Annotated in this window: 12 protein-coding genes; 8 read left to right on the top strand and 4 right to left on the bottom strand. The window is 67.5% G+C overall.

The annotated features are described in order from the left end of the window. Positions 1 to 57 precede the first annotated feature (57 nt). From VGI12_07360 to VGI12_07350, 3 genes are read left to right on the top strand one after another with little or no spacing between them, the layout of a single operon-like run. On the top strand, positions 58 to 2,532 hold the full coding sequence (locus tag VGI12_07360; GenBank protein ID HEY2432477.1) for a hypothetical protein: 2,475 nt from the start codon (positions 58 to 60) through the stop codon (positions 2,530 to 2,532). Then, positions 2,533 to 2,991, top strand: a complete 459-nt coding sequence (locus tag VGI12_07355; protein ID HEY2432476.1) for a hypothetical protein — start codon at positions 2,533 to 2,535, stop codon at positions 2,989 to 2,991. It abuts the gene before it with no gap. Between the two features lie 10 nt (positions 2,992 to 3,001). Further along, positions 3,002 to 4,495, top strand: a complete 1,494-nt coding sequence (locus VGI12_07350; GenBank protein HEY2432475.1) for a hypothetical protein — start codon at positions 3,002 to 3,004, stop codon at positions 4,493 to 4,495. 10 nt (positions 4,496 to 4,505) lie between these two features. Here VGI12_07350 and VGI12_07345 read toward each other — a convergent pair whose 3' ends face one another. Genes VGI12_07345 through VGI12_07335 form a run of 3 tightly spaced genes read right to left on the bottom strand, consistent with a single transcriptional unit; the run spans position 4,506 to position 7,479 of the window. After that, positions 4,506 to 5,489, bottom strand: coding sequence for an NAD-dependent epimerase/dehydratase family protein (locus tag VGI12_07345; protein ID HEY2432474.1), 984 nt, complete (start codon positions 5,487 to 5,489; stop codon positions 4,506 to 4,508). Beyond that, on the bottom strand, positions 5,486 to 6,265 hold the full coding sequence (locus VGI12_07340) for a class I SAM-dependent methyltransferase (GenBank protein ID HEY2432473.1): 780 nt from the start codon (positions 6,263 to 6,265) through the stop codon (positions 5,486 to 5,488). Before VGI12_07340 ends, VGI12_07345 begins: the two co-directional genes overlap by 4 nt. After that, the gene (locus VGI12_07335) at positions 6,262 to 7,479 is read right to left on the bottom strand and encodes a glycosyltransferase family 4 protein (GenBank protein HEY2432472.1); all 1,218 of its coding nucleotides are present in this window, start codon (positions 7,477 to 7,479) and stop codon (positions 6,262 to 6,264) included. The genes VGI12_07340 and VGI12_07335 overlap by 4 nt, the downstream gene beginning before the upstream one ends. Positions 7,480 to 7,541: 62 nt before the next feature. Between VGI12_07335 and VGI12_07330 the strand changes: the two genes are divergently transcribed. Together VGI12_07330 and VGI12_07325 are read left to right on the top strand one after the other, a co-directional pair. Then, positions 7,542 to 8,522, top strand: coding sequence for a lysylphosphatidylglycerol synthase transmembrane domain-containing protein (locus VGI12_07330; GenBank protein HEY2432471.1), 981 nt, complete (start codon positions 7,542 to 7,544; stop codon positions 8,520 to 8,522). 133 nt (positions 8,523 to 8,655) lie between these two features. Beyond that, positions 8,656 to 9,819, top strand: coding sequence for a hypothetical protein (locus VGI12_07325; GenBank protein ID HEY2432470.1), 1,164 nt, complete (start codon positions 8,656 to 8,658; stop codon positions 9,817 to 9,819). 229 nt (positions 9,820 to 10,048) lie between these two features. On the opposite strand, the gene VGI12_07320 is transcribed toward VGI12_07325, so the two are convergent. Continuing rightward, complete coding sequence (locus tag VGI12_07320) at positions 10,049 to 10,771, bottom strand: outer membrane beta-barrel protein (protein ID HEY2432469.1); 723 nt, start codon at positions 10,769 to 10,771, stop codon at positions 10,049 to 10,051. Between the two features lie 287 nt (positions 10,772 to 11,058). On the opposite strand from VGI12_07320, the gene VGI12_07315 reads away from it, so the two are divergent. From VGI12_07315 to VGI12_07305, 3 genes are all read left to right on the top strand, one after another. Continuing rightward, entirely contained in the window at positions 11,059 to 11,961 is a 903-nt protein-coding gene (locus tag VGI12_07315; GenBank protein HEY2432468.1) for a fibronectin type III domain-containing protein, read from the top strand. A gap of 108 nt (positions 11,962 to 12,069) precedes the next feature. Beyond that, complete coding sequence (locus VGI12_07310; GenBank protein HEY2432467.1) at positions 12,070 to 13,992, top strand: hypothetical protein; 1,923 nt, start codon at positions 12,070 to 12,072, stop codon at positions 13,990 to 13,992. Continuing rightward, the gene (locus VGI12_07305; protein ID HEY2432466.1) at positions 13,989 to 14,939 is read left to right on the top strand and encodes a lysylphosphatidylglycerol synthase transmembrane domain-containing protein; all 951 of its coding nucleotides are present in this window, start codon (positions 13,989 to 13,991) and stop codon (positions 14,937 to 14,939) included. Before VGI12_07310 ends, VGI12_07305 begins: the two co-directional genes overlap by 4 nt. The last annotated feature ends 6 nt before the right edge of the window (positions 14,940 to 14,945 follow it).

The following is a 14,945-nucleotide window of genomic DNA, read 5'->3' as shown; positions in this document are numbered from 1 at the left end:
TAAGGCCGCGAATGCCCGCGTGCATCATGGCGGCGTCGGATAGAATCTGCCGCAGTCATGGCCTGGCTGGTGGCGAGCGCGACCGCGTGTGCCGTCTTTCTGTCCGTCGTCTCCGGCATTTTCGTGCCGCTGCGCGATGCCGCGGGTGTCGAGTACCTGTTCGCGTGGCCGGGAGCCGTTCCGGTGGTGGTTTCCTGGGCGGCGGCGTTTCTCGTCCTTGGCGGGCTCCGCCAGCTCGCGATGCGACTGTGTGCCGGGCGCACTCCCGATCGCATGGCGGACGCGCGGTCGGCGGCATGGCTGGCACCCCTGACGGGACTGGCGGCCATTGTCGCGGGCGTGCTGCCCGCGGTACCGGGGGTCGGACAGTACGGCGCTCCGGCAGCGTACGTGTTCTACGACCTGCGATGGTGGTGGTGCATCGGGCTCGCCGGGTGGTCGCTGCTGCGTGCCGACGCGCTGCTCGGCGCTCCGCTCGCAAGCGGACTCGAGGCCTTTGCCAGATCCGAGAGCGTCTCGAGTCGGATCGGCGTTGAATTGCTCCTCGCCGTTACCGTGAGCGCCTGGGCGATTGCAACCACGCCGAATCTGAGATTCATCGGCGTCCTTCACGGCGACGAGCCCAAGTATGTGCGCTACTGCGAGGTCTGGTACCAGGGCGGTGGAGCGGACATCTCGCAGAAGACGCCGTTCTCCGAACAGCCGCTCGATGCACCGCCGCGTGTCCTGCACGCGATTGCCGGAGCGGCCCACGCCACCATCCAGGAAGCGCAGCTGTTCGCCGGCGACCTGCGCCAGTTTGCGTCGGATCCGAGGGGCTTCAGGTGGATTCGCGCGACGGGCGACAACGGCTTCGTACACGGCAAGCACGGCGGCGTCTACCAGATTCACGAGCCCGGAACCTCCGCCGTGCTGATGCCCGGCTATTTCGTCGATCGCTATCTGATCGGCCTCAATCCTGGATACAACGACGAGTTCCCCGATCAGCTGCCCATGACCTCCTTCATGATGCTGCTGTCATACGTCTGCTGCGCCCTCGCTCTCTTCCGTCTGCTGGTGCGGGCGCTCGACGATCGACCCCTCGCATGGGTATGGGCAGCCATCGGGGCGATGACGATGCCGACGACCGCGTTCGCATTCCAGCTGTATCCGGAGCTGCCTGCCGCGGCGGTCGTGGTTGCCGTGACCGCCTACGCGCTGTTCCCCGGCCGGCAGGGTTCGACGACGGCCGCGATCGCGGGCGCTGCCGCCGCGGCTTTGACCTGGCTGCATCCGAGATTTCTCGCCGTGGCGGTCTGCCTGCTCGTCGCCGCCCTCCTCCAGACGCGGTCGAACCAGCGCCGGTGGTTCGCGACCGCGTTCGCCGTCGTGCTGCTGGGACTCGCGGTCTACGACTATCGCATCACCGGAAGCCCGCTCCCCACGTCGTTGTGGGACGTGGCGACCCCGGACGGGGCGCTGCACGCGTCGGCAATGCCCCTCAACCTGGTGGCGTACGGGCTCGACCGCGAGTGGGGTCTGGCGCCGCAGGCTCCGTGGCTTTTGGCATTGCTCCCGGGTCTCGCCCTTCTGGTGCGTCGGACACCAGGGCATGCGCTGGCGCTTCTGGCGATCGGTCTGGCGCTCGCCATCCCGGCGTCGGGACACACGATCCATGCGGCCGGCGGCACACCCGGCAGGCTGGTGCTGGCGGTGGTGCCCCTCGCCATCTGGCCGGTCGCCCTTCTTGCGCGTGAGTTCTGGAGGGTCGTGCCATTCCGGATCGGCGTCGTCGCCGCGGTCGTGCTGTCGCTCGACGCGGGTCTCGCCTACAACGTGAGTCACAAGAAGCACGTCGGTCCTATGCGGGACATCAGTATCAGCGGGTGGAAGCCGAATCTCGCATTTCCCGTGATTCGCGATACCCAGTGGGATACCTCGTGGAGCAATTTCTGGCTGTTCCTCGCGATCGCGGCCGTAATCGTGATCGCCACGCTCGTCGTGTGGTTCCTGACGCGTCGCGCGCCCGGCGCTCCCCTACGTCCGGCAGGGGACGTCCGATGGTGGACGCCGCTGGCCGGCGCAGCCCTGCTGGTCCTGGCGATGACGGGCGCAACCGCCGCAAACGGACTGTGGTCCGACGAGCACTACACGATCGCCACGGCGGATGCGCATCAGCGAGCGGCGGTCGGACTCGTCGCCCAGGACCGCTGCGCGCTGTGCTTCACGTCGCGGCGGCCAGCCGTGGACTGGAGAGAACTGGAACCGAACGGCGCCACCGGACTTCGGCTCGACGCCGACCACTCACGCCGCGCCGTGACGGTGCACGTCGCGCTCGACGCACCGCCGGACGTCGCAGGCTTCGGTCGGATTCGCATCGAGTTCGGCGACGGCACGGCGACGGGCTGGGAAGGGATCGTCTCCGCGGCCCAGTTTCAGCATCGCTATTCGCAAACCGGCACCTATACGATCGCCGCCTGGCTACAACTCCGCGACGGATCGTTGCGCGTCGAGCGCACCATGGTGACGCTCGCCGCCGACCAGGGAGCCTGAATGAAGGACCAGTCCGATCTGCGCTCCGCGCGCGCGATTCGATTCCTGCTGACCGCGACGGTGCTGCTGGTCGTGACGAGCGGCGTCGAAGCAGTCGCGATACGTCGGACGCGCGCCGATCTGCAGGCGCTGCGCAGCGAGCGCGACGCGGCCGTCGTGGGCGTGGCGACATCTTGGACGCGTCAGCCGATCGACGAGACCAGTCGCGCGCTCCGGTGGCTCGACGACTTCGACCGCGATCCGGCCGCGGGCTTCGGCCGCAGCGGTGGCGCCTGCCCGGACGGCCGCCTCGATCAACAGGGCATCGCCGAAGGCCTGGGCATCTTTCTCTCCGCGAGAGCATCCGGGAAGTCCGCGAACGCATCGATCGACACGCTTCGCAGCACCCTGATGCGCACGGATCGATACCGGGCCGTTCATCCCGCACAGGCTGCCCCAACTGCCAACAACGGACGCTGATTAACTGATCGTGTCCTCCACCGCCGGGAACCGCCGCACCCGCGAGCGTCGGATCGTCTTCTTCGTCGTCATCGTCGCCGTCATCTGGCGATCGGCCGTGCTGGTCTTCTGGCAACAAGCGCAGTTCGATTCCGATCAGGCGGTCTTCGGCCTGATGGCAAAGCATCTCAGCGAAGGCCGCGCGTTTCCCGTGTTCATGTACGGCCAGAGCTACATCCTCGGCGTCGAAGCCTGGATGGCGGCACCGTTGTTTCTGCTCTTCGGTCCGTCGGTCGCGGCGCTGAAGCTGCCGCTGCTCATCATCAACGTGACGGTGGCGGTGCTGCTGCTGCGCCTGTTCGAGCGCGAAGGGCAGTTGCGGCCGCTGACGGCGGCGGTGGCGGCGGCGCCGTTCGTGCTTCCGGCACCAGGTACCGCCGCGCACCTGCTCGAGCCGAGCGGCGGCAACCTCGAGCCGTTTCTCTACACGTTGCTGATGTGGATGTGCCGCACCAACCCGATCCTGTGCGGCGCCATCCTGGGCGTGGGGTTCCTGCACCGCGAGTTCACCGTCTACGCGGCGGGTGCCCTCTGCGTCGTCTGGGCGGTCGAACGGACGCTCTTCACGCGCCAGGGGCTGGCACGAGTCGCGCTCATGGTATCGACCGCGGGGATCGTCTGGGTGATCGTGCAGCAGCTGCAGCGCGTGTCGTCGGCCGCCGGTCCCGGCACGACGATCGCCGACCTCGGCACGGCCCCGAACAACCTGATGGAGTTAGTGGCCCGGACGTGTATTGCTCCGTCGACACTCCTGCAGGGCGGACGTCTGCTGCTCACCGAGCACTGGCCGCAACTCTTCGGCACCGCTCCGTATCCGCTCAGCGACTTCTCGATCGAGAGCGGCGTGTCTCAGGGGCTGGCGTGGGCTTCGCTGCTGCCGCTGGCCGCGATGCTGATCGCGGGCGTGGCGATCGCCCGGGCCGGCTGGCCGGCAGCCCGGCGGGCGTTGACCTCGATCCCCGGCTACCTCACCCTGGTCGGATGCTTTTCCGTTGCCGGCTACGTGGCGGGCCGCTGCGGATCACTCAGCTTCTACACGATGCGGTACGAGTTGCTCTCGCTGCTCGGCGCGGCCGGTGTGGCGGCATGGTTTTTCAGCCTCTCGCCTTCTCCACGATGGACCCGGCCGTGGCTGGCGGCGGTTGCCTGCTGGACGCTGCTCGCCTGCGTCTCGCACGCGCGGTTGTGGCACGAGTACCTCACCCACCCGCCGGTTGGCGCCAAACGCGAGGTCATGCGCATGCTCGAGCAGGAGGGGGTGCGCTACGGCACCGCCGACTACTGGATCGCGTACTACATCACGTTCCTCACTGACGAGCGGATCATCCTGGCGTCGAGCGACTTCGTCCGGATCCGGACCTACAACGTGCTGGTCGAGCACCACGCGGCCGAAGCCGTCAGGATCTCGCGGACGCCATGCGCCGGCGGACGGATGCTCGTGCCGCGGGTGTATCAGTGCCCCTGACGCCCGCGCTTCAGATCCATCCCTTCTGCTGGTACCCGGCGAGGGTGCGTCGGATGCCCTCGCGCAAACCGATCGACGGGGCGAACCCGAGTTCGGCGCGCGCCCGGCTGATGTCGAACGCGCGACTCTTGGTAAAAAAATCGACCCGACGCCGATAGAGGGGCGGCTCGATCCCGAGCGGCGCACAGAGCGCCTCACAGGCGGCCCCGGCGAGCCAGACCGGCCACACCGGCGGGTGCAGGCGCGGCGGCTTGACGCCCGCCTGCTCGGCAATCATCTCGACGAGTTCGTTGAGTGTCGGCACCTCGCCGCCTGCGAGAATGTAGGTCCGGCCGGCGGCGCGCGGGTGCTCGCCACAGAGCCGCAGGCCTTCCACCAGGTCGTCGATGTAGGTGAGGTGATAGAAGATGCGGCCGCTGCCGAGCACCACGAACCGGCCGCGCGCCACGCCGCGGAACAGTTTCAGCAGACGGCGATCGCCGGGACCGTAGATGCCGCTGGGACGGGCGATCACGACCTCGGTTCCTGTGCGCGCCGCGGCCTCGCGCGCCAGCGTCTCGCCGTGCACCTTCGACACCTGATAGACGTCGCCGGGCCGGAGTGGTGCGTCCTCGTCCGCCGGCGGATGCTCGACATCGCCGTGCACGCCGACAGTGCTGCAGTGAACGACCCTGCGAACACCGGCAGCGGCTGCTGCCTCGATCAACTCCCCCACCGCCACCGCGTTGACCTGCTCGTAGACGGCGTCGGGCAGCCCGGCCTGGCGATAGAGAGCGGCGATGTTGTAGACCAGGTCGTAGCCGCCGGCAAGCGCGGGCGCCAACGTCCTCGGAGACGCCAGATCCCCGGCGATCAACTTGATCTGCTCACGCTGCAGATCGCCGGCGCGCGACACGTCCCTGACCATCGCGGTGACGTCTTCGCCGGCCGCCGCCAGCGCACGCGCGAGGTGGCCGCCGGTGAACCCGGTCGCGCCCGTGACGAGAACCTTCACGTCCGCTCGCGAGTGGCGATCATGGTGATCGGCGAGCCGAACAGCCGCATCAACCCGAGGCGCGTCAGCGCCGTTTCGACGCCGGTGGTGAACGCCGCCGAGTTGATCGTCTTGTGCAGCGCGATCGGCAGCACGAACTGCCGGTGCACTCTGTCGACGCGAAAACCGCCCTGCGCGAGCACGCGCGCCACCGCTGACGGGGCGAACACGCGATAGGCCTCCACCGACGCGTCGAACCGGCGCGTCACGCGCCGCGTGGCAGCCTGGACCGCGGCGGTGCTGTACAGCGACGGAAAGTCGAACACCAGCTGGCCGGACGCGACGCGGCAGAGTTCCCGCAGCGACGCGCGCCAGTCGGGGGTGTGCATCAGGACGCGCAGGCAGACCACGACGTCGAAGCTGCGGTCGGCGAATTCGAGTCGATGGGCATCGCCGGCCGCGAACGTCACGGCCACGCCCGCGTCGCGCGCGCGGCGTTCCGCGACCGCCAGCATCTCGCCTGACGCGTCGACGGCGGTCACCACCGCGCCGGCCCTGGCGAGCAGGATCGCGGCGCGCCCGGTGCCGGTCCCGACGTCGAGCACGCTCCGGCCCGCCAGCGGTGAAATCCCACCGAGAATCTGCTGCGCCTGTGTCTCGGCCACCAGACGCCCGATCGGGCCGCCGAAGCGCATCGCCTCGAAGCGCTCCGCCATCGCCGGATCGGCGTAGACGCTGTAGCTGTAGTGATCGGGTCCCCGGGCGCCTTGTCCCTGGTCACCCGCGTCTTCCGTCACGCCTGAGCCTCCCAGGGCTTGCTGCCTTTCCCCTTCGGCTCCCGCGTGTGTCTGGCCAGATGTGCGCAGGCGTCACGGGTGCGCGCGAGATAGGCTTCGTAGCTGTACTTGGTCTCGGCGAGGTGCCGGGCACGGGCGCCGATGGCGCGGGCGCGTTCCGGATCGGCGATCGCCGCGAGTACGCCGCTGCCGAACGCCTCGGGCGACGGCTCGGTCAGCAGCGCCACCTCGTCGTCGAGCACCTGCGTGTGAGTCAACAGGCGCGTCGCCACGATGGGACGCCCCGCGCGGAGATACTGGTAGATCTTCAGCGGCGTGTTCGTGCCGAGACTCCGCGGCGACACCAGCACGTCGGCCGCGTCGAGGTAGGCGGGAATCTCTTCGGCCGGGCGCTGCCCCACAAAGATCACCACGTCGCCGACCCCCGCGGCGATTGCCTCGGCCCGCGCCGCCGCCACCTGTTCGGGCCGGCCGCCCGCGAGCACGAGCCGCGTCTCCGGCCGCGTCGCGACCACCGTTCGCATCGACGCGAACAGCAGATCCAGCCCCTGATACGCCTCGAACGTTCCCGTGTAAAGCACAACCGGCGTCGACGCCCCGAGCCCGAGGGCCTCGCGGATCCTGGCGCCTGATCCGTCGACCGGCTCGTCGCCCGAGCCCGGCGCATTCTCGATCAGCACCGAGGGCACGGTCGCGTCGATGCCGCGGACGACCTCCTCGAGCTGCGGGCAGATGACGATCACCACCCGTGAGCGGCGGATCACGAAGCGTTCCAGCGCGCTGAACACCGCCTTGATCGCGCGCGAGCGGCTGTAGGCGAAATTCGTCAGCTGCTGCGGCAGGCTCGAATGCATGTCGTAGAGATGCGGCACGCGCAACACCGCCGCCAGCGCCACGCCGAACCAGCTGCCCTCTTCGTGCGAGTGCACCGCGTCGTACTTCCCGTCCAGGGCGCGGCGGCACGCCGCCACGAACAGCGCGAAATCGAGCGGCAGCTTCTTCCACGACGGTCCGATGCCGACGTCCCTCACGAACGGCGGGCGCACGCTGCGGAACACGCGCAGGCCCGCCAGGCTGACGTCGCGCCCGAACGGATAGGTGACCAGGTCGACGGTATGCCCGAGCTGGATCAGCGCGCGAATACGGTGGTATTCGCTGAACGGGGTACCCCGGGGCTCGAAGAACGGCTCCGGCGCAATCATCAGGATGCGCATGCGGTGATCCGGCGATTGTAGCATCCGTGGTAGACTCGCGAGTCCCGCGTGCCCAGCCATCGATGACAGTACCGGCCGAACCGACACGGCACTCGCGCGTTCGATCGCTGCTGCTGAGCGCCATCAAGGCCGTCGTCAGTCTGGGCTTGCTCTACCTCCTCTTTTCACGCGTCGACGTGTCCCGTCTGTGGAGCGTGGCGCGTACGGCGTCGCCGCTGCTCCTCTGCTCGGCGTTCGCGCTCTACTTCGTCGTCGTCCTCATCAGCACCTGGCGCTGGCGGATCCTGCTGCGCGCGCAGCACGTCGATCTGCCCTTCTCCTTCCTCGCGCAGTCGTTCCTGGTTGCGGCGTTCTTCAACAATTTTTTGCCGAGCAACATCGGCGGCGACGTGATCCGCATCACCGACACTGCGAGAGTGATCGGGTCGCGGACGCTGGCGACGACGGTCGTGCTGATCGACCGAGGCCTCGGCCTGCTCGGACTGGCACTGATGGCGGCGATCGGGGCCACGCTGATGCACCACATGGTGGTCGGACGGGTGGGCCCCGGCATCCTGTGGGCGGGGTTCGGCCTCGGCGCGATGATCGCCACGCCAGCGCTGCTGTTTCCCGAGCGGGTAGCTCGGCTGCTCCAGCCGCTTCGCGTCTTCCACCAGGAATGGGTGGACGCGCGGCTCGAAAAGCTGACCTTCGCGCTTACGAAATTCAAGGAAACCCCAACCGCCATCGCGGAGTGCTTTGGGGGTGCCATTCTCGTCCAGGGCATCCTCGTCGGTTTTTATCTGGCAATCGCCCGAAGCATGAATATCCCGATCGGGTTCACCGAACTCGCCGTCATCGTGCCGGTCTCGTTCGTGGTGCAGATGATCCCGTTGTCGGTCAACGGGTTCGGCGTGCGTGAAGCCACCTTCGGGTTCTATTTCACCCGATTGGGACTGCCCCTCGAATCGGCCCTGCTCGTCTCGTTCGTCGGGGCGGCTCTGATGATGCTGTTTTCGCTCAGCGGCGGGGTGGCCTACCTCCGCCGCTCCGTGGTATCCTAACTCGGCAGGCCGCTTCCCAGTGGCCGAGCTCCCCTAAAGCTCACTGGCCTATCCGCCGATAGGCCAACATGCACGGTCTTGCACGCCCGTGCGCCGCGTCGTCGGTCCGTTCCAAGTTCGCCGAGGTTGCAACATGAGGTCAAAGCTCCACCTCTTTCCCTGCATTCTGCTGCTGGCTGCGGCAGCCGCATGCGAGACCGCAAAAAGCTCCACACCGACCGCTCCGACCGTTGCCGGTCCGATCGCCGGCGTGACCGTGTCTGCTCCTGTCCTGCTCCAGCCGGCGCAGGGCTTCTCGTTCAAGGAATCGGAACAACCGATCCAACTGGTGATTCAAAACGCCACGACCAACGGGGAACGGGCGTTGACCTACACCTTCGAGGTGGCAACCGACGCCGGTTTCAACACCAAGGTCTTCTCGCGATCGAAAGTGCCGCCCGGCGCCAGCAACAAGACCTCGGTCACCCTCGACAAGCTGGCCATCGGCCAGTCGTACTACTGGCGGGCGTGGGCCGACGATGGCGCGAACAGCGGCGCGATCGTGAGCTCCGCATTCGCTATCTACCCGCACGCGGTCGTGAACGCGCCGACGCCGGTGTCGCCGATCAACAACGCTCCGGCGGCATCCACCACTCCGACACTCGTCGCGGGGAACGCAGCGACCGTGGGGCCGGTCGGCTATCTGTCGTACGAGTTCCAGGTCGCGGGCGACCAGGCGTTTGGGCGTCTGCTCGCCGCCGGCGTCGTCAACGAAGGCAGCGGCCAGACGACGTTCAATAGCACGCCGCTCGCCAATGCCACGACCTTCTTCTGGCGGGTCCGTGCGGCCGACAGCGAAACGACCAGCGGCTGGAGCGTGACGCAAACGTTCGTGACACCGGCGGCGCCCGCGCCTCCTCCTGGTGGTGGTGGCGGCGGCGGTGGCGGTGGCAGTGGAGGCGGCAGCACCGCCAGCTGCGACGCGCTCGTCAACGGCGACCGCCAGAAGCTGGTGGAGTGCATCTGGGCGACGCAGCCGAAGCCGACCGACGAATTCGGCGCGTTCGAGGTGACCAAGCGCGTCGCGTGGGCGCTTCGCGCCGGGGGCGCCGGCCTGCTGGTCAAGACGGGCGGCGAGAATATCGTCCCCTGGCAGGGGAACATCTTCTCGGCCGGGCGCATCTGTTATCCCGACGGCCACATCTACAAGGTGATCGGCGACGTCGGGCCTGGCGGCGCGAACAGCCCGAGCTGGTCCGACAACGGATTCGTCGATCCATCGCTCTATGTGCCGGCGATCGACCCGTCGAAGAAGTAGGGCTACGGGGGAGACCGGGTTGCGACAGTCTCGTGCGGATCACGATGGTTCTCGAGCGAGGCAACGCAGCCTGAACACGTGCGGCCGGACGCCGATCGAGGCGCCGGCCCGCCGCTTGAGAGCAGAAAAGGCCGGCCCCCCTGAAGGAAGCCGGCCTTTTGTCGTTGTCTGGCCTGCGTGGCCTGCGATCGTTTCGGGTGGCGATGACCCTCGCAGAGCGAGCGGTCGGCTAGAAGCGGACGCGGGCGCCGGCACCCAGTTGGAAGCCACCGAGCGTGAGCTTCTTGTCGGCTCCCTCGATCGTCGCGTTGGCCCAGGTATAGCGCGCGAGCACGCCGACGGCGAACGTCTTGTGAACGACGTACTGCAGATCGGCGCCTACGTTGATGCCAGCTTCGGTCTTGCTGACGTTCTGCAGCGTCGCGGTGAGCGTCGGCGTCGGCTCGGTGACCGTCACATTGCCGACGGTGTCCTGCGACACCCAGAAAATCGACGGGCCTCCGAAAACGCCGAGGTCGATCTTGTTGGCGAGCGGGATCATGTAAATCGCGTCGAAATGCGCGGCGGTTTCAGAATGCTTCACCCCGCCCTGCGACGCGCTGACGTTGCGGAGCGAGCCAAAGAAGCGCGGGTCCGGAATTGCCCCTGTGATGTTGACGCTGTCGGTCGAGGCCGTATGCGTGAACGAGACGCCGGCCAGCAGGTTGTTGCCCCACACGCGGTACGCCCCGCCGATGTCGAACAGGCCGCCGCTCTTCACCTTCTGCGCCGTCGTGATCGTCGCGGTCTCTCCATATTGATCGAACGTGGAGGTCGTCGTCAGGTCGTGCGATCCGAACTGTCCGCCGCCATTCACGCTGATGAATCCTTTATTTGTCCACTGCATCGTCTGGGCGTGTGCAAGAGCAGGCGCCGCGAGCACGCACAAGGCCAGCATTCCAGTTTTCAGCATCGTCTTCGATTTCAAATGCACGTCTCCTCTTGTTGGAAGCGCCATGGTAGCACGCGAACACGGGTAGTTTCGTGCACTTTTGTGTTACGATGACCGCCTTTCACGACCAATCTCAGCGTTCAAGTCCGGAGTAGCCATTGATGAACCGAACGGTATTTCTGTGCGGCGCCGTAGGCGTATTCGCCCTCGGTCTCGCCTGTAGCAAGAATTCGGAAAACCCCACCTCGCCATCGTCGTCCGCATCGGGCACAGCCACGACCGCAGACGGATTCCTTCTCAAAGCCGGAGTGCCCGGCACAGTTGCTCCGACTGGCGGCGGCCAGGTGCAGAGCGATCCTCCTGTACTGACGGCGTCGACGACTAAAGGTACCTATACTGACCTGTCGCTGTCGTACCACTTCCAGGTCCGCAGCGGTTCGACCGTCGTCTCGGAAACCACCGTCGGCCCGGTGGCGGGCTCGACCGTGAACTACTCGCCCGCCGGCCTCTCGCCCAACACGACCTACACCTGGCGCGTGCAGGCGACCTACCAGGGACAGAGTGCCCCCTGGTCGCCTGACGCGACCTTCAAGACGATCGGCAAGTTCAAGAACGGCGCGAACATCTTCGATCCGCTGCTCGACGGCACGTCGGTCGGGATCGTGAACGGCGGTCGCTTCATCATCGGCAAGGGCTGGCAGAGCGCCTCGCTGAACGACGCCATCGACTACGACATCCCCACCTGCAACAACTGCGTGGCCGAGTTCGACGTGACCGGCTTCGGCAAAGAGGAAGGGGCCTCGTTCGAGAAGGACGTCAAGTGGTTCACCATGGGAGACGCCGGCACCTGGAATGACTTCGGCGCGTTCCGGAACAGCCCGTGGAAAATGCACCTCGAGCAGCGGTCGGATTCCGATCGCGGCATGAAGCTGATCTGGCGTAACGGCGACGCCGGCGAAGACGACCCCGGCGACCATGAAGCGCGCCGCGACGACACCGAGGACTGGAACGCGAACACCGTTTACCACTTCGTGTTCAGCTGGAACCCTGGCGGATTCTCGGTCACCGTCAACGGCCACATGTGGTTCCAGGACGGGTTCAACGGCGCCTACAATCCGCCGAATCACCGCGTCGAACTCGGGTGCACCCCGCGCGGTGAGAGCTTCGTCAATTCCGCCACCTTCAGCAATTTCCGCATGACGCAGCGATAGGCGCGTCACGGGGTTGTCCAGAGAGCGCCCGTTCAGGCGGGCGCTCTCTTTCACGTACGCCCCTCCCTGCTCTCCTGTAGGTCCCCTCCTTGTAAGATAAGTCCCGCGTTGCCCCTGCTCAGATTCCTGCTCGCCTGGCTCCTCTTCACCGCCGGCCCGGGCGCACTCGCTGCAGCGTGGCTGACGCGCGAACTGGACCCGCTCCGCCGCGCCATCGTGTTCCTCGCGGTCGGAACGGCGCTGCTGCCGCTCGTCGTGGTCGCGCTCGGCCTCGTGCACGCGCTGGGCGCGTTCCCGGTCGCCGCGGCGCTGCTCGCGCTGGCAGGCGCCGCCGCCGCGTACGCGACCAGTCCGAGCCCGCGCCCGCGCACCAGTCGCGAAGACTGGTGGGCGGCGGGGGTCATCGTGGCCGTCGCCGCCGCGACCGGCGCGATCGCGTTCGCGCACCGGCTGTCCGTCGGCGCCGGTGGCATCGCCGTCTACGGCTTCTACGACTCCATGGACCTGAGTTACTACGCGGTCATGGCAGCGGAATCGACGCACACCGTTCCTCCAGCGGCGTCCTTTTATTCAGGGCACATGCTGAACGCGGCCTACTATCCGCAGCTCGTCTTTGCCATGGTGCGCCGCTTCGCCGGCGTACCACTGCTGACGATGTACTTCCGATACGCATGGCCGGCCTGCCTGTGCCTCGGCGCGTTGACGATGTACGTCTACGTCCGCAGCCTGGCCCGGTCGGCGGTGGCGTGTCTGGCGGTGCTGCTCACCCTTGTCGCAGCCGATTTTTCCTATCTCGCCGCGTGGCTGCTGCCGCACGCCACGTTCGAGTGGGATTATCTGCTCTGGTCGACGAACTTCCTGTCGCCGACGGTGGAAGTCCTGCACTTCAACACCTGGACGCCGACACTGCCGGTCTTCTTCGGGACGCTGTACGGCGTGACACGCGCACTGCAGGCCCGGTCGATCGGATGGATCGTGCTGAGCGCCGCCATGCTGGCGGTGCTCTTTCAGTTCAAGCCGTTTGCGTTCATGGTGGTGGCGGCCGGCCTGGCGCCGGCGGCGCTCTTCGCCTGGCGGATGGCCGACGGACGGAGACTGGCGGCCACGCTCGTCCTCGCAGCCGTCTTCACGCTGCCGTTCGTCTACGCGATCGCCACCCAACAGGATCGGCGCTCGCGGTTCCTGATCGATCCGTTTCTGCTGCCGCGCAGGATGCTGCTCAAGCTGAATCTCGAGGCATGGCTCGACAGTGCCGTCGCGCCCGCGGCGCCCGTACTGCGCCACCCCCTCGTGCTGATCGCCGCAACGATCCTGTTCTTCGCCGGCGGCCTCGGCGTCCGCTGGCTGGGCCTGCCCGGCGTCTGGCGGGCCGTGCGGCGCCGGATGCCTGAAGACGCCACGGCCTGGAGCGTCGCGGGCTGGTGCGCTGCGGCCGGCATCCTGATTCCATTCGTGCTGACGACCGACCCCTACGTCGATACGCTGCAGTTCTATCAGGCCGGCCTTTACCTGCTGTGGATCTTCACCGCCGCCGCGCTGCTGCGCATTCGCGTGCCCGCGCTGCGCGCTGCGGCGGTCGCGGCCTCCATCCTCGTCTCGCTGCCGACGACCGTGCATTTCCTCTCCCTGAAATGGACCGACGATCGGCGCGAGCCGCGCGTCAGCATCAGCCGCGGCGAGGTCGCGATCGCCAACACGCTGCACGGCACCGATCCGGAGCAGACGGTGGTGCTCCACGATCATCCGGAGAGCCCGTCGCTCATCGCGATCCTGGCGGAACGGCGCGTGGTGCTCGGGTGGGGACATCCGTATTACGCGGTCGGAAGCGCCGGGCGCCTGAACGACGTCAATGCCTTCTTCAGCTCGGCGGACGGCAGTCCGACGGCCGCGTTCGATCTCCTCCGCCGGTATCACGTCACGCACGTGATCGTCACGAGCGCCGATCACGTCAACGCCGCAGTGCTGTCGCGGTTGACGCCCATCAACCGGTTCCCGGACGTCACGCTCTACGAGGTCCCGTCGGGACTGTGAGTCTGCGGAGCGCGATCCGGCTCGTTGTCGCGGTCGGGCTGACCGCCTACGTGTTGTGGGCGTCGGACCCGGCCGGCGTGATCGGCGCCGCGCGAGGCGCCGACCTGCGCTGGATCGCCGGCGCCGTCGCGCTCGTGTTCGTCGATCGCACGCTGATGGCGCTGCGCTGGATCGATCTGCTGGAAGCGCTGACGCCTGGGTCGCGGCCGCCGTTCTTCGCCGTGCTCCGCGTGTTCTTCGTCAGCTCGTTCGTCAGCAACTTCGTGCCGAGCGTGGCGGCCGATTCGTATCGCGCCTACGCGCTGTCGCGCTACGACGTGCACCTGGCGGAGTCGGCGGCTTCGGTGCTGCTGGATCGGCTGCTCGGGATCGTCTCGGTCGCGATCGTCGCCGCCGGGGCGCTGCCGTTCGCGTCGCGGCTCGGCGTCCCGTCGGGTGTCGTGTGGCTGCTGGCCCTGACGATGGCGGGCTGCGCGGTGTCGGGTGCGATCGTGCTGAGCGACCGCGCCGCCGCGGCAGTGGTGGCGCTCGCGCGGATGCTGCCGGTGCCCCTCCTCCACCGCGTGACGGCGTCACTCACAGAGGCGGTTCGCCGCTATGCGCAGTACCACGGCGTCCTCCTCCGGGTGCTGGTGCTCTCCATCGCGGTGCAGCTGATCCGCATCGCGCAGGCGTACTGCCTCGGCGTGGCACTGGGGCTGACCGTCCCGGCGATCGCATATTGCGCGTTCGTGCCGATCATCGTGCTGTTGATCCAGGTGCCCGTGACTATCAATGGCCTCGGCACGGCTCAGCTGGCCTTCAAGTATCTGTTCGTGCCCGCCGGCGCTGCCGCCCCGGCGGCTTTCGCGTTATCGGTGCTGTTTCTGGCACTTGGGGTGCTCGGCACCGTGCCGGGGGCTGTTCTGTACGTAGCCGACTACACCGCGCGACGTCCGGCCGAGTAGGCTCGA

It is taken from the genome of Vicinamibacterales bacterium (assembly GCA_036496585.1).
Lineage (GTDB): Bacteria > Acidobacteriota > Vicinamibacteria > Vicinamibacterales > 2-12-FULL-66-21 > JAICSD01.
This window is presented reverse-complemented; position numbering and strand designations above follow the sequence as displayed.